The organism is Mesorhizobium hunchu (genome assembly GCF_040081975.1).
In the GTDB taxonomy this organism is placed as follows: Bacteria; Pseudomonadota; Alphaproteobacteria; order Rhizobiales; family Rhizobiaceae; genus Mesorhizobium; species Mesorhizobium hunchu.
On record NZ_JBEBMG010000001.1, the window covers coordinates 647,045 to 665,611 of the forward strand.

Annotated in this window: 20 protein-coding genes; 10 read left to right on the forward strand and 10 right to left on the reverse strand. The window is 65.0% G+C overall.

Going from position 1 to position 18,567, the window contains the following annotated elements; translation table 11 throughout:
- Positions 1–16: 16 nt before the first annotated feature.
- Entirely contained in the window at positions 17–1,186 is a 1,170-nt protein-coding gene (locus ABMA46_RS03150) for a GGDEF domain-containing protein (RefSeq protein WP_348997814.1), read from the reverse strand.
- Between the two features lie 201 nt (positions 1,187–1,387).
- Between ABMA46_RS03150 and parE the strand changes: the two genes are divergently transcribed.
- Together parE and ABMA46_RS03160 are read left to right on the forward strand one after the other, a co-directional pair.
- Positions 1,388–3,451, forward strand: a complete 2,064-nt coding sequence (gene parE, locus ABMA46_RS03155) for a DNA topoisomerase IV subunit B (RefSeq protein WP_348997933.1) — start codon at positions 1,388–1,390, stop codon at positions 3,449–3,451.
- A 47-nt stretch (positions 3,452–3,498) separates the two neighbouring features.
- The gene (locus ABMA46_RS03160) at positions 3,499–5,541 is read left to right on the forward strand and encodes an FUSC family protein (RefSeq protein WP_348997815.1); all 2,043 of its coding nucleotides are present in this window, start codon (positions 3,499–3,501) and stop codon (positions 5,539–5,541) included.
- A 9-nt stretch (positions 5,542–5,550) separates the two neighbouring features.
- On the opposite strand, the gene ABMA46_RS03165 is transcribed toward ABMA46_RS03160, so the two are convergent.
- The 3 genes from ABMA46_RS03165 to ABMA46_RS03175 form a co-directional block, all read right to left on the reverse strand.
- Positions 5,551–6,672, reverse strand: a complete 1,122-nt coding sequence (locus tag ABMA46_RS03165) for a DUF2336 domain-containing protein (RefSeq protein ID WP_348997816.1) — start codon at positions 6,670–6,672, stop codon at positions 5,551–5,553.
- 117 nt (positions 6,673–6,789) lie between these two features.
- A complete protein-coding gene (locus ABMA46_RS03170) occupies positions 6,790–7,017 on the reverse strand; it encodes a SpoIIAA family protein (RefSeq protein ID WP_348997817.1) in 228 nt (75 codons plus the stop codon).
- A gap of 2 nt (positions 7,018–7,019) precedes the next feature.
- Complete coding sequence (locus tag ABMA46_RS03175) at positions 7,020–7,145, reverse strand: hypothetical protein (protein WP_348997818.1); 126 nt, start codon at positions 7,143–7,145, stop codon at positions 7,020–7,022.
- Between the two features lie 255 nt (positions 7,146–7,400).
- On the opposite strand from ABMA46_RS03175, the gene ABMA46_RS03180 reads away from it, so the two are divergent.
- Both ABMA46_RS03180 and ABMA46_RS03185 read left to right on the forward strand, forming a co-directional pair.
- The gene (locus ABMA46_RS03180; RefSeq protein ID WP_348997819.1) at positions 7,401–7,856 is read left to right on the forward strand and encodes a MaoC family dehydratase; all 456 of its coding nucleotides are present in this window, start codon (positions 7,401–7,403) and stop codon (positions 7,854–7,856) included.
- A complete protein-coding gene (locus ABMA46_RS03185) occupies positions 7,856–8,737 on the forward strand; it encodes an HpcH/HpaI aldolase/citrate lyase family protein (protein WP_348997934.1) in 882 nt (293 codons plus the stop codon). Before ABMA46_RS03180 ends, ABMA46_RS03185 begins: the two co-directional genes overlap by 1 nt.
- Before the next feature lie 143 nt (positions 8,738–8,880).
- Here ABMA46_RS03185 and ABMA46_RS03190 read toward each other — a convergent pair whose 3' ends face one another.
- Positions 8,881–9,462 (reverse strand): nitroreductase family protein, encoded by a 582-nt coding sequence (locus tag ABMA46_RS03190; RefSeq protein WP_348997820.1) that lies wholly within the window; start codon positions 9,460–9,462, stop codon positions 8,881–8,883.
- A gap of 126 nt (positions 9,463–9,588) precedes the next feature.
- Here ABMA46_RS03190 and ABMA46_RS03195 point away from each other — a divergent pair, with 126 nt between their 5' ends.
- The gene (locus tag ABMA46_RS03195; protein WP_348997821.1) at positions 9,589–10,554 is read left to right on the forward strand and encodes a hypothetical protein; all 966 of its coding nucleotides are present in this window, start codon (positions 9,589–9,591) and stop codon (positions 10,552–10,554) included.
- Positions 10,555–10,698: 144 nt separating this feature from the next.
- On the opposite strand, the gene thrS is transcribed toward ABMA46_RS03195, so the two are convergent.
- The gene (thrS, locus tag ABMA46_RS03200) at positions 10,699–12,684 is read right to left on the reverse strand and encodes a threonine--tRNA ligase (protein WP_348997822.1); all 1,986 of its coding nucleotides are present in this window, start codon (positions 12,682–12,684) and stop codon (positions 10,699–10,701) included.
- Positions 12,685–13,070: 386 nt separating this feature from the next.
- Here thrS and ABMA46_RS03205 point away from each other — a divergent pair, with 386 nt between their 5' ends.
- The gene (locus ABMA46_RS03205) at positions 13,071–13,451 is read left to right on the forward strand and encodes a hypothetical protein (protein WP_348997823.1); all 381 of its coding nucleotides are present in this window, start codon (positions 13,071–13,073) and stop codon (positions 13,449–13,451) included.
- A gap of 9 nt (positions 13,452–13,460) precedes the next feature.
- Here ABMA46_RS03205 and yidD read toward each other — a convergent pair whose 3' ends face one another.
- Positions 13,461–13,814, reverse strand: coding sequence for a membrane protein insertion efficiency factor YidD (yidD, locus tag ABMA46_RS03210; protein WP_348997824.1), 354 nt, complete (start codon positions 13,812–13,814; stop codon positions 13,461–13,463).
- Positions 13,815–14,027: 213 nt separating this feature from the next.
- Between yidD and ABMA46_RS03215 the strand changes: the two genes are divergently transcribed.
- Positions 14,028–15,077: an LLM class flavin-dependent oxidoreductase gene (locus tag ABMA46_RS03215; RefSeq protein WP_348997825.1), complete on the forward strand. Its 1,050-nt coding sequence runs from the start codon at positions 14,028–14,030 to the stop codon at positions 15,075–15,077.
- Here the strand turns inward: ABMA46_RS03215 and ABMA46_RS03220 are convergent.
- The 3 genes from ABMA46_RS03220 to ABMA46_RS03230 are packed head-to-tail and all read right to left on the reverse strand — an operon-like array spanning position 15,074 to position 16,163.
- A complete protein-coding gene (locus ABMA46_RS03220; RefSeq protein WP_348997826.1) occupies positions 15,074–15,433 on the reverse strand; it encodes a HepT-like ribonuclease domain-containing protein in 360 nt (119 codons plus the stop codon). The genes ABMA46_RS03215 and ABMA46_RS03220 overlap by 4 nt on opposite strands.
- Complete coding sequence (locus ABMA46_RS03225; protein ID WP_348997827.1) at positions 15,430–15,714, reverse strand: nucleotidyltransferase family protein; 285 nt, start codon at positions 15,712–15,714, stop codon at positions 15,430–15,432. Before ABMA46_RS03225 ends, ABMA46_RS03220 begins: the two co-directional genes overlap by 4 nt.
- 2 nt (positions 15,715–15,716) lie before the next feature.
- On the reverse strand, positions 15,717–16,163 hold the full coding sequence (locus ABMA46_RS03230; protein WP_348997828.1) for an iron-sulfur cluster assembly scaffold protein: 447 nt from the start codon (positions 16,161–16,163) through the stop codon (positions 15,717–15,719).
- Positions 16,164–16,385: 222 nt separating this feature from the next.
- On the opposite strand from ABMA46_RS03230, the gene folE reads away from it, so the two are divergent.
- The 3 genes from folE (at position 16,386) to ABMA46_RS03245 (ending at position 18,565) form a co-directional block, all read left to right on the forward strand.
- Positions 16,386–17,015 (forward strand): GTP cyclohydrolase I FolE, encoded by a 630-nt coding sequence (folE, locus tag ABMA46_RS03235; RefSeq protein WP_348997829.1) that lies wholly within the window; start codon positions 16,386–16,388, stop codon positions 17,013–17,015.
- A gap of 35 nt (positions 17,016–17,050) precedes the next feature.
- Positions 17,051–17,509 carry a phosphoribosyl-AMP cyclohydrolase gene (hisI, locus tag ABMA46_RS03240; RefSeq protein WP_348997830.1) on the forward strand — a complete coding sequence of 153 codons (459 nt, stop codon included), beginning with the start codon at positions 17,051–17,053 and terminating at the stop codon, positions 17,507–17,509.
- 84 nt (positions 17,510–17,593) lie between these two features.
- The gene (locus ABMA46_RS03245) at positions 17,594–18,565 is read left to right on the forward strand and encodes a patatin family protein (protein WP_348997831.1); all 972 of its coding nucleotides are present in this window, start codon (positions 17,594–17,596) and stop codon (positions 18,563–18,565) included.
- Positions 18,566–18,567 lie beyond the last annotated feature (2 nt).

Below are 18,567 nucleotides of genomic sequence, written 5' to 3' on the forward strand. Positions count from 1 at the left end.
CTACCGTCTCGGCGGATCAGCCGACCAGCCGCCACTTCTTGAACTCGATGCGGTTGCGGCCGCCGCGCTTGGCTGCATAGAGCGCGGCGTCGGCTCTGTGCAGGACCTCTTCTAGCTTCGCCCCTTCGGCCCGGCCGAAGCCTATTCCCGCACTGACCGTGCACGATAGCGTGCCGGTCTCCGTGGCAAACGAACTCGCCGCGAACTCGCCGCAGATCAGACGGGCCAGCCCCTGCGCGTCCTCTTCCGTGACGCGCGGCATGAGCAATGCGAACTCCTCGCCGCCAAGCCTGACCAGATCGTCAGAGGATCTAAGATGGCGTCTCGCGACCTCGGCGAAGCGGCGCAACACCTCATCGCCCAGCGCATGGCCATAGGTATCGTTTATGCCCTTGAAATGGTCGAGGTCGAACATGACGATCGCCATGAAGGCGCCGAAGGGTCGATCGCCGTAGCGGTCGAACAGCGCCCGTCGGTTCATGGCCCCCGTCAGCGGGTCGATCAGCGACGCGACGCGATGGCGCGCCGCGTTGCGTGCCTGGTTGAGTCCGAGCGACAGCGCGCCGATGCCTGTCATGCTCGCGACGGCGACCATGATGCTCAGGTCCTCCGCCCAGTTCTTCGGCGCGTGGCCGATCACCCATTCGCGACCGACCACCAGCATCATTCCGCACAGGCCGAAGGACACGCCGCAGGCTGCATACATCAGAGCCAGCGCGACCATCGGGATCGGTGCATCGCGCCGGTGCCGGAAATAGATCGACGCCGTCAGGCCGAGCACGACGAGCGCACCGGCGTTCTCCACCACCATGGCCGCGCCGTCGTAACCGGCAAGAAGCAGAGTAGCTTCGAGGAGGATGACCGGGATTGCGGCAAGCAGCGACGGTCCAAGCGGCGATCGCCTCGCGCAGAATTGGTGAGCGGCGCCGTAAAGCATGGCAAGTCCGACGGCAAGAAGCCAAAGGACGACGGACAGCAAGGAAATCGACGGCGACTGCACATAGGTCCAGTAGGCCAGCACATGGCCGACAAGGAGCATGACGCCGCTCGCCCAGGTCAGCAGAAAGCTGTCTCGTCGCGCCGACGTCCACACGCCGAGCAGGGTCGCGCTCAGGCAAACGCCCGAGAAGCCGACCGCCAGCAGCAGAGACGTGAAATCAAGCAGGTTCGATCCCCCAGCGCGCAACCGGAAGCGACCCTATGCGAGAATGCTTTTCAGAGGATTACCCGGATTGCCGCAATTTGCATTTCCTGTCCGGATATTGCACGTCCATGCCTTCGATCCGCTCTTTCCCGGCAAGCATGAACGGAATAAGAACCCCTGTGCCACGACACTCCGGGCATGGCATTATCATTGGTGATTCGCGACATCGAGACCTCGACGCGCATGGATGACATGAACGACCTTTTCGGCAGTCCTGACAAGCAGCAGGCCGCGCCCGTAACCTCCAGCCGTCCGGCCGACCCGCTGGTGCGGGCGGCCGCCGCTGCGAAAAAGCCTGCCCCGCGCGACGCCAGCGATGCGTATGACGCCAGTGCGATCGAAGTGCTAGAGGGGCTGGAACCGGTGCGCCGGCGGCCCGGCATGTATATCGGCGGCACCGACGACAAGGCGCTGCATCATCTCTTCGCGGAAGTAATCGACAATTCGATGGACGAGGCGGTGGCCGGCCACGCCACCTTCATCGAGGTCGAGCTTTCGGCCGACGGCTTCCTCACCGTCACCGACAACGGCCGCGGCATCCCTGTCGATCCGCATCCGAAATTCAAGGATAAGTCGGCGCTCGAAGTCATCATGACCACGCTGCATGCCGGCGGTAAATTCGACTCGAAGGTCTACGAGACCTCCGGCGGCCTGCACGGCGTCGGCGTCTCGGTGGTCAACGCGCTGTCCGATGTCTGCGAGGTGGAAGTCGCGCGCGGCCGCCAACTCTACCGCCAGCGCTTCTCGCGCGGCATCCCGCAGGGACCGCTGGAAAACCTCGGCGACGTGCACAACCGCCGCGGCACGCGCACCCGCTTCCACCCCGATCCGGAGATCTTCGGCAAGAACGCCGCCTTCGAGCCGGCCCGGCTCTACCGCATGGCGCGCTCCAAGGCTTATCTGTTCGGCGGCGTCAACATCCGCTGGTCGTGTGACCCGTCGATGCTCAAGGAAAAGGACGACACGCCGCCCAAGGCCGAGTTCCATTTCCCCGGCGGCCTGCAGGATTATCTGAAAAGCACGCTCGGCGACGATTTCCAGGTCACGCGCGACGTCTTTTCGGGAAAAAGCGAGAAGCAGGGCGGCCACGGCTCGCTCGAATGGGCCGTCACCTGGTATGGCGGCGACGGCTTCCTCCATTCCTACTGCAACACCATCCCCACCCATGAGGGAGGCACGCACGAGGCCGGTTTGCGCAACGTGCTGACGCGCGGCCTCAAGGCCTATGGTGAGTTGATCGGCAACAAGCGCGCTTCCGTCGTCACCTCCGAGGACGTGATGATCTCGGCAGCCGGCATGCTCTCGGTGTTCATCCGCGAGCCGGAATTCGTCGGCCAGACCAAGGACCGGCTGGCGACGATCGAGGCGATCCGCATCGTCGAGAACGCGATGCGAGACCCGTTCGACCACTGGCTGGCGGCCAACCCGCAGGAAGCCTCCAAGCTGCTCGACTGGGTGATCGCGCGCGCCGACGAGCGTGTGCGGCGCAGGCAGGAAAAGGAAGTGTCGCGCAAGAGCGCGGTGCGCAAGCTGCGCCTACCCGGCAAGCTGGCCGATTGCACGCAGAACGCCGCCGCCGGCGCGGAAATCTTCATCGTCGAAGGCGACTCGGCCGGCGGCTCGGCCAAACAGGCGCGCGACCGCGCCATGCAGGCGGTGTTGCCGTTGCGCGGCAAGATTCTCAACGTCGCCTCGGCAGGCAACGACAAGCTCAACGCCAACCAGCAGATATCGGATCTCGTCCAGGCGCTGGGCTGCGGGACGCGCTCGAAATACCGCGACGAGGATTTGCGCTACGACCGGGTCATCATCATGACCGACGCCGACGTGGACGGCGCCCACATCGCCTCGCTGCTCATCACCTTCTTCTACCAGGAGATGCCGAACCTCATCCGGGGCGGTCACCTCTATATGGCCGTGCCACCGCTCTACTCGATCCGCCAGGGCGGCAAGGTCGCCTATGCGCGTGATGACGCGCACAAGGACGAATTGCTGAAAACCGAGTTCACCGGACGCGGCAAGGTCGAGATTGGCCGGTTCAAGGGCCTGGGCGAGATGATGGCGCACCAGCTCAAGGAAACCACCATGGACCCCAGGAAGCGCACGCTGCTTCGTGTCGATGTGCTGGACGAGGAGACCGCCACGAAGAGTGCCGTCGATGCGCTGATGGGCACGAAGCCGGAGGCCCGTTTCCGCTTCATCCAGGAACGCGCCGAATTCGCCGAAGCGGACGAACTGGACATCTGAGTCGGCAGACGATTGACCGCCCGCCGGCCTTCGGGTGACGTAGGCGCATGAAGCGGTTGCGGAACAGTCTCGGAAAATGGCTCGCCAGCCTGGCCAGCCCGACCCGATCGGACTGGATTTTCGCGCTTCGCACCGTCTCTGCGGGTCTCATCGCACTGCTTACCGCCTACTGGCTCGGCCTGGAGCATCCGCAATGGGCGATGATGACGGTATTCATCGTCGCACAACCGGTTGCCGGCATGGTGCTCGCCAAGGGCTTCTACCGGATGCTTGGAACGATCGTCGGCGCGGGCGCCGCCCTCGCCATTGCGAAGGCTTGCGGCGGCAACGCCTGGCTGCTGGTCGCGGCGCTGTCGCTGTGGATCGGCCTCAGCACCTATGTCTCGTCCCTTCTGCGCAACCCGGAAGCCTACGGCGCCGCCCTGGCCGGCTACACAGCAATGATCATCGGCCTGCCGGCCTTCGGCCAGCCGCATCTTCTTGCCGAACTCGCCGCTGCGCGCTGTGCGGAAATCGTTCTGGGCATCGTTTGTGCGGGCGTCACCAGCCGGCTCATCCTGCCGCAACTGGCGAGCGACGCGATGCGGGCGCGCCTGCGCCGCTCCATCCTCGACCTCGCCGACTACACCAAAAGCTCCTTCGCCGGCGACGATCCCGCCCGACTCGAGACGCTCTACCGCAAGCTGATCGCGGAAGCGCAGACGCTGGGCGAGATGCGCGCCTATGCACGGCTGGAAGCCCCTAGTCAGGCGACGCGCGCCTATCCGGTGCGCCGGACCATCGGCCATCTGCTGTCCTGTCTGTCGGCAGCGCACATGCTGCATGACCACCCGCGCCCCGCGGATGCGCCACGCCTTGCCGTGCGCGGCGAACTGCGCGCGCTGCTGGAGGAGCTGGCGCGGACGCCGGGCGCGCTCGACGATACAGCGCCGTGGATCGAGCGTCTGGCGGACATCGAAGCCAGGGCGCGCCGCCTGTCCGCCGCCAGGAACGATCCTGACCCAATGGGCGCGGTGACCCGGCTCGTGGTCGCAGCCGACTTCGCCAATGCGCTGAAGGAGATCCTGCGCGGCCTCGACGCCCTGGGAGCGCCGCCGTCGGGCCGCAAGCGCGACCGCCGCCAGCCGGCACTTGTGATCCATCGCGATTATCGGGCCGCCACCCGCAACGCCGTCCGCGCCATGATCGCGACGACGCTGGTCGCCGCCTTCTGGCTCGCCACGCGTTCGGCCGAGCTGACCGGCGTTGTCATCATCGTCGCGGTCGTCGCCAGCCTTTTCGCGCCACGTCCCGACCCCGTTCAGGTCGCCTGGGGGTTCTTCAAGGGAACGCTCATCGCCTTGCCGGTGGCTTTCGTCGTCGGCCAGTATGCCCTGCCAACATTCCCCGGCTTCGGCTGGTTCATGGTGTTCATTGTGCCGGTGATGGTGCCGGCGGCCCTGGCGATGGCCAGTCCGCGCCTTGTCGGCGTGGCGACTGCCTTTGCCATAAACTTCCTCGCCTTCCTCAGTCCCCATCAGGTCATGACATACGATCCCGCGCCCTTCCTGGCCGGCTCGCTCGCGATCCTCGTCGGCGAATTGATCGCCATCGGCGTCTATCTGACGGTCCTGCCAGCAAATCCGTGGGCGATGGTCGACAACATCACCAGGTCGATGCGCGAGGATCTCGTGCGGCTGTGCCTGCACGAAAGGATGCCGCGGCGTGCCGCATTCGAAAGCCTCGCCTATGACCGCGTCAGCCAGCTTATGCCGTTCGCGCAGCGCATAGGCCGGAAGGCGGACAAGGTCTTCGGCGGAAGCATCGTTTCCGTTGCCGTCGGACTGGAGACATTGCGTCTGCGCAAGGTGCTGGCCGCGGGCGGCCTGCCGCCGGAAGCCGCGCAGACGGTGGCCGGCTTCCTGAAGCTTCTGGCGCGCGAGATGATCGTCCGTGCACCCGGCGATCTCGCCCATACGGTCGCCGCCATCAGGAGCCAGGCCGCCGCGATCGCCATTGTCGAGACGGAGGACAGCCTGCAGGCAGCAGCCTCATTCCGCATCATCGCGGCCGCTCTGGAAGACTACCCGGAATTCTTTCGAAGGGCGTGAGACCGCGCTTCAGGCCGCCGCGATGGCAAGCGCATGGCCGCGCGCATTCTCGCGCAGGGCGTCGAGATGGATCGCCTTCACCAGCGACGCCAGTTCGCCCTGGGCGGCCTGCCCGCCGAGTTCTTTCAGCATCAGCCAGCTCACTTCCTGGACGCCGGCGACGCGCTTGCCGTTGGCGACCTCGCGCCACACTTTCAGGGCGCGGATCAGGATGGCGTGGGTGGAAAGGGAAAGTCCTGCCTTGGCGAACAGCGCCTGCAGCGCCGTGTCGTGGCCGCCCGCAAGAAGCGCCCTCACCCGCTGCTCCGCCTGCCCGGTCAAAGCCACCAGAACCGAGCCGAAGAAGTCGACCTTGCCGTGCGCCAGCGTGCGCACGATGAAGCTCGCCGTCAGGTCACCACGCAGACGCAGATGCTCCGCCAGCGCAGCATGTTCCTGCGGCTGCGTGCCGTCGATCAGGGTGACGGAGGCCTTGATGCAGGCGTCGCGCATCAACCGGTCCGCCCTCGCCTGCCCCATCAGCGCCAGAACGAGCGGCGATCCCTTGAGCGCCTCGCCGATCCTGACCAGAAGCATGTGGCGGCAATCGGCCGGCAGCCTGGAATCGGCGATCAGCGCCTCGCGCACGGCCGCCACATGGCCGTGCCGCTCCGCCATGCGGCGGAAGCTGAGCGAGGCGATATCGGCGCCGTTGTTGGCCAGAAGCACGACGCAGGGCTCCGCGTCGCCGATCTCGGCGATGGCGGCCGAAAGCTGCATGGAGACGACCGGCCGGTCGGCGATCAGCGCCTGCGTGGCACTGCTGCCGCCGGCGACACGGTCGATCAGGTCGGCGTCGGACAGCAGCGGCGAGCGCGCCAGCACGACGCCGGCCACTTCCGGCTGGTCCGCCGCCAGCGCCGTGACGACATGGAGCGGCGCGTGCCGGCTCATGGACAGGGCCTCGGCCATTGCCTGACGCACCTTGGAAGAGGCGTCGTCGAGAAGGAACGTCAGCGCCGCCTCGGCCGCGCAGCGATCCTCGAAAGGCAGGTCGGCATTCACATAGGCACGGGCCAGCGCCGCGGCCGCCGCCGCGCGCTCGGCGACCTTCGCCGTGTATATCCATTTCAGGAAACGCGAAACAACCATCCCAGCCCGCTCGCCTCCCGGCCGAAGCCGTGTGCCCATCAACGGACCCTAGGCATAAATGGTTTACGAACGGTTCACCATGTTCGTTGAGAGGTTGGAAACCATGCCGCGGCCGCCTCAGGCCGCTTCCAGCCAGGCGCGAGCCTCGGCAAGCTGGTCGGGTTCATAGGTTCGCGTCTCGGCCGACATGAACGCGCTGGCCAGTCCGGTCAGCGCTGCGATCCATTTGCGGTCGGTCACGATCGCGATGTGGCCGACACGGTCGGCCATCGGCAGGCCGACGCGCAGATTTTCCCACATCGCGTCGAAATCCATCCCCTCGAAATCCCGTATCACCTCCAGCACCTTCACCTTGCCGCCGGCAGCATGTCCGCCTTCATGCGCGCCCAGACCGCATCGATCTCTTCCTTGGTGAGCCTGCCCGTGACGGAAATCTCCAGAATCCCGCCTTCGTTCTTCCGATAGTCGATCATCGTCGTCTCCTGTTTCCAAAGCCAACGAAGGCATGGGGCCAATGTTCCACGCTTTGGTTCGCGCAGGGCAACCGCATATGAAATTTTTGACGGCCGCGCACCCCCACCCCTGTCCTTGCCGGGGCGAGCCACGCGTCTCGCCCCGGCAAGGACAGGGGTGGGGGTATCGCCGTATGCGATTGCCCTGTTGGTTCGCGCCCGACGACTTGCCGCCGCATCCGGCAATGACTATCACCACTCCAGGAGGAAAGGATCATGCCCGGTCTCTATCTCGAGGAATTCACGGCCGGTCACGTCTTCCGCCATTCGCTGCGCAAGACCGTGACCGAAAGCGACAACATGCTGTTCTCGGTCATGACGCTCAACCCGCAGCCGCTGCATATCGATTTCGACTTCGCCTCGAAGACCGAATGGGGCCGGCCGCTGGTCAATTCGCTGTTCACGCTCGGCCTGATGATCGGCATTTCCGTGAACGACATCACCGTCGGCACCACGGTCGCCAATCTCGGCATGACGGAGACCGTGTTTCCCCATCCGGTCTTTCACGGCGACACGATCCGCGTCGAGACCACGGTGGTTTCGGTGCGGGAGTCGAAATCGAAGCCGGACCGCGGCATCGTCGAGTTCGAGCACCGCGCCTACAACCAGCAGGACGTGCTGGTGGCGAAATGCCTGCGCCAGGCGATGATGCTGAAGAAGCCGGCCGCCTGATGCGCTCGCTGCTCTTCGTCCCCGGCGATTCCGAAAGGAAGCTGGAAAAGGCTCTCGGCTGCGGCGCGGACGTGCTGATCGTCGATCTGGAGGATTCCGTCGCGCCGGCGAACAAGCAGGCCGCCCGCCGCATCGCTGCCGATTTCATCGCCGCGCGAGCTCACGAAGCGCACGCCGCCCTCTATGTGCGCGTCAACGATCTCGCCACCGGCCTGACCGACGACGACCTTGCCGCACTCGTTCCAGCACGGCCCAACGGGGTGATGCTGCCGAAATCGACCGGCGGGCAGGACGTGCAGCTCCTGTCCGCCAAGCTGCGCGTCCACGAGGCCGAAGCCGGCCTTGCGGACGGCGCGATACGCATTCTGCCGATCATCACCGAAACCGCCGCCGCCGTTTTCGCTCCTTCGACTTATGCCGGAGCAAGCGGGCGGCTAGCGGGATTGACGTGGGGCGCGGAAGACCTGTCTGCCGCGATCGGCGCACGGACGGCGCGCGACGACGCCGGTCGCTACACCGACGTGTTCCGCCTTGCCCGCGCGCTCACGCTGCTCGCGGCGGCCGCCGCCGACGTGCCGGCGGTCGACACCGTGTTCCCGGATTTCCGCGACATGGCGGGATTCGAGGCCGAATGCGCGGCGGCGGAGCGCGACGGCTTCACCGCCAAGATGGCCATCCATCCCGACCAGGTGCCGGTCATCAACGCCGCCTTTACACCGTCGCGCGAAGCGATCGAGCGCTCGACCGCCATCGTTTCCGCCTTCCAGGCCGCCGAGCATCCCGGCGTGGTCGCCATCGAGGGGAAGATGGTCGACCGGCCGCATCTCAGGCTGGCCGAGCGCCTGCTGGCAAGGGCGAAGGCTGCAGGGGTGACGGAGTAGAGCCACACACGGAACCTGTCATCCCGGCCGCGTCCGAAGGGCGCGAGGCGAGAGCCGGGATCCATTCCGGAACGTCGAAGGCCGCGGAATGTATCTCGGATATTGTCTTCTCGCTTTGCCCGAAGCCAATTCCGGGATGACGCCTATGCCCACGGCCCGCTGTAATCGGCATACAGTTTCGAAACGTCAGGCCGTGGCCGCTCGCTCGCCGTACCGGAAAAGGTGCCGATATGGACGAAGCCGATCACGCGCTCCTGCGGCGCAAGCCCGAGGATCGCCCGCCCCTCCGGCAGGTCGGAATACCAGTTGGTGATCATGTTGGTGCCATAGCCGAGCGCGTTCGCGGCGGTCATCAGGTTCATCGCCGCCATGCCGCCGGACAGGAACATCTCCCATTGCGGAATCTTCGGATGCTCCTTCGGCACGGAGACGATGCCGATCACCAGCGGCGCGCGCGAGAACCGCGTCAGTTCCTGGTTCCTGCGCCCTTCCGGCAGCGGTCCTTCGCGCTGCTCTGCCAGCGCAGCGAGCTTCCTGCCGATCTCGACGCGGGCATCGCCGCGATAGAGGATGAAGCGCCACGGCTCCAGCCTGCCATGATCGGGAACGCGCGAGGCGGCGGTGAGGATGGTCGCGATCTCGGCGTCGCTCGGCGCGGGACCGTGCAGTTCCTGGATCGGCGGAGAATTGCGGGTGAGCAGAAAATCGATGATGGGCGACGCCATGACGCTGGTCTCCGTGACGCTGATTTGGCTGAAGCGCGCCCACGGGACCGCGGCGGCTCGGGCTCGACGCGGATTGCGCCGGACAGGGCCTTGAAATTGCCACCGGCTTGGGCTTCAACGCAAGACATGTCGTCGAGGGTTTTTCGCCTTTTGCCCGTCGCCCTGGTTGCGATCCTGTGTGTCGCCCTCGCGCGGCAGGCGGGCGCGCAGGACAATGACGGTCTCGGCAACCTGAACCTGCCCGACCTGTCGAAATACGCGCCGTCCCACGGCGACGCTCCGCTGGCCACGTCCGCGGCCGGCGACATCACGCTGAGCGCGCAATTGACCGACAAGGGCGCCGACATCACCCGCGGTCTCGTCTGGCGCGTCTTCAAGCCCGAACCGGGAGCGGACGGAAAACTGCCGCTGGTGGCTTCCGCGCATGGCGGCACGGCCTCCTTCCAGCTCGAGCCCGGCAGCTATCTGGTCCACGCCTCCTACGGCCGTGCCGGCGCCACCAAGCGCATTACCATCGGCAAGGACCCCAGGCGCGAGGCCATCGTGCTGGACGCCGGCGGGCTGAAACTCGACGCCATCCTGTCCGGCGGACAGCACATCCCCGCCAGCAAGCTGCGATTCTCGATCTACGAAGGGCAAGCCCAGCCGAACGGCGACCGCGCCCTGATCGTCCCCGACGTGAAGCCGAACACGGTGGTGCGGCTCAATGCCGGGGTCTATCATGTGGTTTCGACCTACGGCGCCACCAATGCGGTGATCCGCTCCGACATCCGCGTCGAGGCCGGCAAGCTGACCCAGGCCACCGTCGAGCATCACGCCGCCGAAGTGACCATGAAGCTGGTGCGCGAGGACGGCGGAGAGGCGATCGCCGATACGTCGTGGTCGGTGCTCAACGAATCCGGCGACCCCATCAAGGAGGCCGTCGGCGCCTATGCGCCGATGATTCTCGCCGAAGGCGACTACACCGTCATCGCCAAGAACCGCGACCGCATCTACCAGAAGGACTTCAAGGTCGAGGCCGGCAAGAATGAGGAGGTCGAGGTCATCGCCTCAGAAGCGACCGCGATGGACCCCGAGGAAGGCGCCGACTGAGGGTCGGCAGCGCATCGGTCCCGCAGCAAACCTGCGCGACGGTCGCCGATGCCGCAGCAGCCAGCGACCGCCTTGTTCGCACAGTGATCGGCACCTGAAATGGCGGCAGGCCGACCCACCGCCATCCGATGTGAAAAGACGGGATCAGCCCGCGCGGCTGCGCCGCACGTCCGGCGGCAGGGCCTCGTCGACCAGCATGGCCACCGCTTCGTCCAGCGCGAACGACTGCTGGTCGCGCGAGCCGAGCCGGCGCAGATTGACCGTCCCCTCTTCCGCCTCGCGCCGCCCGCACACCAGGATGACCGGCACCTTGGCGAGGCTGTGCTCGCGCACCTTGTAGTTGATCTTCTCGTTGCGCAGGTCCGTCTCGGCGGTCAGCCCGGCCGCCTTGAGGCGCGCCACCACCTGCCTGGCATAGTCGTCGGCGTCGGAGGTAATCGTCGCGACCGCCACCTGCAGCGGCGCCAGCCACAGCGGGAAATGGCCGGAATAGTTCTCGATCAGGATGCCGAGGAACCGCTCCAGCGACCCGGCGATGGCGCGGTGCACCATGACGGGCTGCTTCTTCTCCGAATCCGAGCCGATATAGAAAGCGCCGAACCGTTCCGGCAGGTTGAAGTCGACCTGGGTCGTCCCGCACTGCCACTCGCGGCCGATGGCGTCCTTCAGCGTATATTCGAATTTCGGGCCGTAGAACGTACCCTCGCCCTCGTTGATGCCGGTCTTGATGCGGTTGTCCTCGCGCGCCATCTTCGCCAGCGCGCGGCGCAGGATATCCTCGGCATGATCCCACGCGGAATCCGTGCCGACCCGCTTCTCCGGACGGGTAGCGAGCTTGACCTCGACGGACTCGAAGCCGAAATCTTCGTAGACCGACATCATGAGGTCGTTGATCTTGAGGATTTCCTCCTCGAGCTGGTCTTCCGTGCAGAAGATATGCGCATCGTCCTGCGTGAAGCCGCGCACGCGCATCAGCCCGTGCAGCGCGCCGGAAGCCTCGTAGCGATGCACGTTACCGAATTCCGCAAGGCGGATCGGCAGATCGCGGTAAGACTTCAACCCGTGCTTGAAGATCTGCACGTGACCGGGACAGTTCATCGGCTTCAGCGCGAAAACGCGCTGGTCGGCGTCGGGGTCGTCGGGATGGGTGAAGGCATGCGCGGACTTCACCGCGAACATGTTCTCCTGATACCAGCCCCAGTGCCCGGACGTTTCCCACAGCGACTTGTCCAGCACCTGCGGCGCGTTGACTTCCTGGTACTCGTTGTCGATGCGGCGGCGCATGTAGGCGATGAGGTTCTGGAACAGCTTCCAGCCCTTGGCGTGCCAGAACACGACGCCCGGCCCCTCCTCCTGGAAATGGAACAGGTCCATCTCGCGGCCGAGACGGCGATGGTCGCGCTTCTCCGCCTCCTCCAGCATATGGAGATAGTCGGCAAGTTCGGCCTGGTCGGCCCAGGCGGTGCCGTAGATGCGCGTCAGCATCGGGTTGTTGGCATCGCCGCGCCAATGGGCGCCGGCCACCTTCATCAGCTTGAAGGCCGAACCGATCTGGCCGGTCGAGGCCATATGCGGACCACGGCACAGGTCGAACCAGTCGCCCTGATAATATATCTTGAGGTCCTGGTCTTCCGGAATGGCGTCGATCAGCTCTACCTTGTAGTTTTCGCCCTTGTCGCGGAACACCTGCCTCGCCTTGTCGCGCGGCCAGACCTCCTTGGTGAACGGCTTGTTGCGCGTGATGATCTCGCGCATCTTCTTCTCGATGACCGGGAAATCCTCGGGCGTGAACGGCTCGTTGCGCGCGAAGTCGTAATAGAAGCCGTTCTCGATCACCGGGCCGATGGTCACCTGCGTTCCCGGCCACAGTTCCTGCACGGCCTCGGCCAACACATGGGCCGCGTCGTGGCGGATCAGTTCCAGCGCGCGCGGATCCTCGCGCGTGACGATCTCGACCTCTCCGGACCGTCCGACAGGGTCGGACAGGTCGTGCAAGGTGCCGTCCAGCGTATAGGCGACGGCCTTCTTGGCCAGTGACTTGGAGATGGACTCCGCCAATACGGCGCCGGTCGTCGCAGCCTCGTAGCTGCGTACCGAACCATCGGGAAATGTAAGGGAAATCTGGGACATCGGTCGCTCCTATCCAGTCCCGCATACCAACGCGGGTGGGTTGATGCGGGCGGCATAGGTCAAAACCGGCTGAAAGTGAAGCCGGTCTTTGATTTCTCGCTTCAGGTCAAAATTTCGTCCAGGAGCGCACTCCCAAGGAAAGCTGCCATGCGTTTGCGACGTCGCCGGTTGTTGCGCGCATGCACATAAGCGGTTCCCGCAAATCGGAGCCGGTCCGAAAAACCATACCGCTTGAAAGCAGGACATTCCAATTCTAAAGTCGCCACGACAAATATGAGCCGAGCCTCACTTTATTGTGATTTGCGGATGCGCCCGGCTTTCGCGAGGCAAGGATATTTGACGACAGCACACAGGCGGTTCTGTCCGATTTTGGAAGCATTCGAGCCGTGAAAGCCTATTTTATTCGCAAGGCGACCAGCCGGGAAACCGTCGGCCTTTTCGTCGCTCCTTCGCTTGTCGCTCTTGCCGGCGTTGTCGACGAGTGTTGCGACCCCACGCTTTGCGAGTATGCGCCGGCCCAGACCGGCGGCTTGATGGCCGCAGACGTCACGGCGTCGACATGGCCCCGTCCGGCCGGGGAGGCCGCGACGGGTCTTGAAGACGCGGTCTTGAGCCAGCAATGGGAAGACGATCTCAGCGCCATCGACAGCACCCTGCAATGGAAGCCGCTTGCGCCGGCAGCCTGGCGCCTGCTGAAGACATTGACGCCGGCGGTGGAAGGAACACAGCCGTCAGAACTGACGGATGCCGAGAATTCGCCCAAGTAAACCCGCTGATCAGTCGCGAGGGCGTCCGACGCGCCAATAGCGCCACGGCGCCCACCAGACGAGATCGTCCGACAAATCCCGAGGCACATTGTCGATGCCGTGCGTGCCGCCCGGTCCGCAGCGCATCACGCGAAACAGGCCCAACCATCCGCCTGTCCAAAGTCCGTGCCGCGCGATCGCTTCGTAGGCGTATTCGGAGCAGGTCGGCATGTGCCGGCAGCTATTGCCGACGAAGCCCGAAAGCGTGAGCTGATAGAGCCTCACCAGACCGGTTCCCGCAAGCCGTCCCGGCGTGCGTCGCCAGGGACCTCTCCAGTTGCGGGAGCGGCCTGGCGCACTGTGCGGATGGTCATGGCTCGGCATCGTCATTCACATAGGCGGCCCAACGGCGTTGTACGAGGTCATTCCACCAACGATGTCGCCCGGTCGTCAAGTATTCCTGAACAGTGCGTGTTGTTCGTTCAGTTTGAACACAAGAAGCGACCATCCTATGTCTTCCGCGACAAACATGCCGCCATTTTTGGCGACCCTCGCGACCGGCCCCGACCGGATCACCCGCGGACCAGAGAACTGACAATGACTAAGACTGTCGAATTCGGCCTCGATACGTTCGGCGACGTCACTGCCGACGCCGACGGCAAGCTCCTGCCGCACGCCCAGGTCATTCGCAACCTGCTCGACGAGGCGATCCTCGCCGATCAGACCGGCGTGGATTTCATCGGCGTCGGCGAGCACCATCGTTCCGATTTCGCCACTTCCGCCCCGGAAGTGATGCTGGCGGGCATCGCCACGCGCACGAACCGGATCAAACTGGGATCAGCCGTCACGGTGCTGTCGTCGGACGACCCGATCCGGGTGTTCGAGCGCTTTTCCACTGTGAACGCCCTGTCGAACGGCCGCGCCGAGGTGATCCTCGGCCGCGGCTCCTTCACGGAGTCCTTTCCGCTGTTCGGCTACCGGCTGAACGACTACGAGATGCTGTTCAACGAGAAGCTCGACCTGTTCGCCGAGCTTCTGAAGAACGGCCCGGTGAACTGGGAAGGCCAGCTTCGCCCGCCGCTGAAGGACGTTACGGTCTATCCCGAGATCGAAACCGGCAGGCTGGGCGCCTGGATCGGCGTCGGCGGTTCGCCCGAATCCGTCATCCGCTCGGTCCGCTACCAGATCCCCATGACGCTCGCCATCATCGGCGGCGACCCGCGCCGCTTCCTGCCCTTCGTCGATCTCTACCAGCGGGCGCAGGAGCAGGCCGCCACAGGCTTCATGCCGCTCGGCGTCCATTCGCCCGGCTACGTGGCCGAAACCGACGAGCAGGCGCGTGAGGAGCTGTGGCCTGGCTACAAGGCCATGCACGACCGCATCGGCGCCGAGCGCGGCTGGCCGCCCACCACCAAGGACAGCTTCATCCGCGAGATCGAGAGCGGGTCCACCTATGCCGGTTCGCCCGAAACCGTGGCGAAGAAGATCGCCGCAACAGTGACGGCGCTCGGCGTGGATCGCTTCGACCTGAAATACTCCGCCGGCACGACCGGCCACGGGAAGATGATGAAGAGCATCGAACTCTACGGGACGAAGGTCATCCCGATGGTGAAGGACATGCTGGCCGACAAGGAGGCGGCGGCTTAGGCCGCCTCCAGGCATTTGTGAGCAGCCTTCACAAGAGCGGGAATTGAAACCGTCGCAGCCGTCCAGACGATGCGATGGTCCACATCGAAGTATCCGTGGATGATGCGGTTGCGCATCGCGCTCGAATGGGCCAGTTCCAGGTCCGGATTGAGAGCCGCAAAATCAGGCCAGTTCCGCCTGACCCTGGCGGCGGCTTCACCAATACAGGAAATACAAAAGCAAACGGCATCCACGAGTGTGCCGTCAGCCAGGAACCGCTCTTCCGTGATCGACGACAAATGCGTTCCGATACGCTCACCCCAGAACACGATATCCGACAAGGCGGAACTCAAACCCTCGTCGAGCGTGGCTTTCATAGTGGACGAAGGTCGCGACTTGCCGCCTCTGCTGCTTGCCGCTTGAGCTTCGTGCCTATTTCGACGGGGCATTCGAGGACTGACATCAATTCTTCCTCCAGCCTGAAAATGTCGAAATAACTCATCGGACCGGTTCGCTCGATCAGTATATCGATGTCGCTGCCCGCGACATCCTCGCCGCGCGCCACCGAGCCGAAGACCCGAGGATTGGCGACCGGATACTTGGCGATGATCTCCAGCACCTTGTCGCGGTTCTTCTCCAACGCTTCGGAGGGGCGCATGGTCAGGCCGCCTCTTCCGCCGCCTTGGCCTCGATCTGGCCGATCGCGTCGACCACGGCGTCGAAGGTCAGCATGGTCGAGGCATGGCGGGCCTTGTAGTCGCGTACCGGCTCCAGATATTTCAGCTCCTCGAAACGGCCTTCCGGCGGAGGGCCGTTTTCCTTCAGCATCCGAAGCATCGTCTCGCGCACGGCCCGCAACTCGTCGGCGCTGGCGCCGACGACATGGCGCGCCATGATCGAGGACGATGCCTGGCCGAGCGCGCACGCCTTCACCTCATGGGCGAAGTCCGTGACCACGCCGTCCTGCATCTTCAGGTCGACGAGCACGGTCGAGCCGCACAGCTTGGAATGCGCCTTGGCGGTGGCGTCGGGATTCTCCAGCCGGCCCGTACGGGCGATGTTGCCGGCAAAACCGAGAATTTTCGCGTTGTAGACGTCGTCTATCATGATTTTCCGGTCCGTCGCCGTTTGGTGAACACGCTTTGCCGTGCGCAGCCTTTCATTCGCTCACCATGACCATATATAATGCTCATGCTCCGGGCGCGGCAAGGTCGGCACGACCGAGGCGCATTCCGGACCCAGTCACGCCGCTTTCGGGCAGACGTCCCGTAAAAGGCTGTGGTCCGTTCAACTCGTCCCGTCCCGAACGGGACTACGGGAGACGCCTTTATGGACGCCGTCATCAAGCAAGCCGCCGTGCCGTCATCACAGTCCGGCAAGACCGTCGAGCGCCCCAGCCAGGCGGAGGTCGAGGCGGCGGTGCGGACGCTGATCCGCTGGACCGGCGACGATCCCGACCGCGAGGGCCTGCTCGATACGCCCAAGCGCGTGGCCAAGGCGTATCGCGAGATGTTCGGCGGCTACGACCGGTCGCCTGCCGAGGAACTGGGCCGCACCTTCGAGGAGGTTGCGGGCTATGACGACCTGGTGCTGGTCAAGGACATCAGCTTCCATTCCCATTGCGAGCATCACATGGTGCCGATCATCGGCAAGGCCCATGTCGGCTACCTGCCGGACGGCAAGGTCGTGGGCCTGTCCAAGATCGCCCGCGTCGTCGACATTTTCGCCCAGCGCCTGCAGACGCAGGAGGCCATGACCGCGCAGATCGCCGGCGCGATCCAGGAGACGCTCAATCCGCGCGGCGTCGCCGTCATGATCGAGGCCGAGCATATGTGCATCGCCATGCGCGGTATCCGCAAGCAGGGCTCCACCACGCTGACCTCCACCTTCACCGGCGCCTTCCGCGACAATCCGGAGGAGCAGGTGCGCTTCATTTCCATGGTGCGCGGCGCCGCCTGACCGGCCGCCGGCATCGCACAGGCAGGAACTTCACAATGCCGGCGCTCGCATTCGATCCCGCCCCAGGCGACAAGAAAGCGCTCGAGGAAGGCTCGGCCTTCACGCCGCGCTTCGACGCCAACGGTCTCGTCACCGCCGTGGTGACCGATGCCGGCGACGGCAAGCTCCTCATGGTGGCGCATATGAACGCCGAGGCGCTGGCGCTCACGCTGGAAAGCGGCGTGGCGCATTACTGGTCGCGCTCGCGCAACGCGCTCTGGAAGAAGGGGGAGACCTCCGGCAATCTTCAGGAGGTCGTCGAGATGCTCACCGATTGTGACCAGGACGCCGTCTGGCTGCGCGTGAAAGTGATGGGCCACGATGCAACCTGCCACACCGGCCGGCGTTCCTGCTTCTACCGGACGGTGGGGCTGGTCGACGGCAGGGCGACGCTTGCCGGTGACGGCAGCGAGCCGCTGTTCGATGCCGACAAAACCTATCGAAACCCTTCGTGAACGCCCTGCCCTGTTGCCACCACACGGATTCACGATTTCGATACATCGGCGGCGTAGGCTGACGATGGGACAAGGAGACCCTTGATGCTCGAATGGGCGTCACTGCGAAACAGACCGAACGTTCAGGAAGCCAACGGCCTGTCGTCGGCCGGCGGCGTTCTCGAAGCCAAGGCCGCGAAGAAGACCAGCATCGCGCTTGCGCTCGGCGGCGGCTGCGCCCGCGGTTGGGCGCATATCGGGGTGTTGCGCGCGCTGGATGAGGCCGGAATCGAAATCTCCATGATCGCCGGCACCTCGATCGGCGCCCTGGTCGGCGGCTGCTACCTTGCCGGCAAGCTGGACGAGCTGGAAGAGTTCGCTCGCGGCCTGACCCGCCGGCGCATGTTCGGCCTGCTCGATTTCCACTTCGGCGGAAGCGGCCTGCTCGGCGGCATGAAGCTCGACGCGCGCTTGCGCCAGCACCTCGAAGGCGTTCGTTTCGAAGATCTTCCCAGGCCGTTCGTGGCCGTGGCTTCGGAAATCCGGACGGGTCATGAGATCTGGCTTTCCAGCGGCTCGCTGATTACCGCCATGCGCGCCTCCTATGCGCTTCCGGGCGTGTTCGAGCCGGTGGACTGCAACGGACGCCTGCTGGTGGACGGCGCACTGGTGAACCCGGTGCCGGTTTCGGTCTGCCGCGCCTACGAACAGCCGCTCGTGGTCGCGGTCAACCTCAACTACGACAGCTTCGGCAGGGCCGCCGTCATCAGGCACAATGCCGGCGAACTGGTGGTCGAGAAGGATTCCCCGCCAGCCGGGCGTGGCGATTCCGAACAGCAGGCCCGCGATACGCGGCTCGGCATCACCGGCGTCATGGTCGAGGCCTTCACCATCATCCAGGACCGCATTTCCCGTGCACGGCTGGCCGGCGACCCGCCGGACCTGTCATTGCAGCCCAAGCTCGGCCATATCGGCATGACCGAATTCCACCGGGCCGACGAGACCATCCGGATGGGCTACGAGGTGACGATCGCCCATTTGAACGAACTCAAGCGGCTGCAGGCCGTCCTCGTCTGAGC

What these genes read in the sequence shown, in the direction of transcription:
- ABMA46_RS03225 (WP_348997827.1), bottom strand. Translation starts at nt 15,714, where the DNA reads ATGCGCCCCTCCGAAGCGTTGGAGAAGAACCGCGACAAGGTGCTGGAG.
- yidD (WP_348997824.1), bottom strand. Translation starts at nt 13,814, where the DNA reads ATGCCGAGCCATGACCATCCGCACAGTGCGCCAGGCCGCTCCCGCAAC.
- folE (WP_348997829.1), top strand. Translation starts at nt 16,386, where the DNA reads ATGGACGCCGTCATCAAGCAAGCCGCCGTGCCGTCATCACAGTCCGGC.
- ABMA46_RS03165 (WP_348997816.1), bottom strand. Translation starts at nt 6,672, where the DNA reads ATGGTTGTTTCGCGTTTCCTGAAATGGATATACACGGCGAAGGTCGCC.
- ABMA46_RS03230 (WP_348997828.1), bottom strand. Translation starts at nt 16,163, where the DNA reads ATGATAGACGACGTCTACAACGCGAAAATTCTCGGTTTTGCCGGCAAC.
- ABMA46_RS03245 (WP_348997831.1), top strand. Translation starts at nt 17,594, where the DNA reads ATGCTCGAATGGGCGTCACTGCGAAACAGACCGAACGTTCAGGAAGCC.
- hisI (WP_348997830.1), top strand. Translation starts at nt 17,051, where the DNA reads ATGCCGGCGCTCGCATTCGATCCCGCCCCAGGCGACAAGAAAGCGCTC.
- ABMA46_RS03160 (WP_348997815.1), top strand. Translation starts at nt 3,499, where the DNA reads ATGAAGCGGTTGCGGAACAGTCTCGGAAAATGGCTCGCCAGCCTGGCC.
- ABMA46_RS03175 (WP_348997818.1), bottom strand. Translation starts at nt 7,145, where the DNA reads ATGATCGACTATCGGAAGAACGAAGGCGGGATTCTGGAGATTTCCGTC.
- ABMA46_RS03190 (WP_348997820.1), bottom strand. Translation starts at nt 9,462, where the DNA reads ATGGCGTCGCCCATCATCGATTTTCTGCTCACCCGCAATTCTCCGCCG.
- ABMA46_RS03185 (WP_348997934.1), top strand. Translation starts at nt 7,856, where the DNA reads ATGCGCTCGCTGCTCTTCGTCCCCGGCGATTCCGAAAGGAAGCTGGAA.
- ABMA46_RS03215 (WP_348997825.1), top strand. Translation starts at nt 14,028, where the DNA reads ATGACTAAGACTGTCGAATTCGGCCTCGATACGTTCGGCGACGTCACT.
- ABMA46_RS03180 (WP_348997819.1), top strand. Translation starts at nt 7,401, where the DNA reads ATGCCCGGTCTCTATCTCGAGGAATTCACGGCCGGTCACGTCTTCCGC.
- parE (WP_348997933.1), top strand. Translation starts at nt 1,388, where the DNA reads ATGGATGACATGAACGACCTTTTCGGCAGTCCTGACAAGCAGCAGGCC.
- ABMA46_RS03220 (WP_348997826.1), bottom strand. Translation starts at nt 15,433, where the DNA reads ATGAAAGCCACGCTCGACGAGGGTTTGAGTTCCGCCTTGTCGGATATC.
- ABMA46_RS03195 (WP_348997821.1), top strand. Translation starts at nt 9,589, where the DNA reads ATGTCGTCGAGGGTTTTTCGCCTTTTGCCCGTCGCCCTGGTTGCGATC.
- thrS (WP_348997822.1), bottom strand. Translation starts at nt 12,684, where the DNA reads ATGTCCCAGATTTCCCTTACATTTCCCGATGGTTCGGTACGCAGCTAC.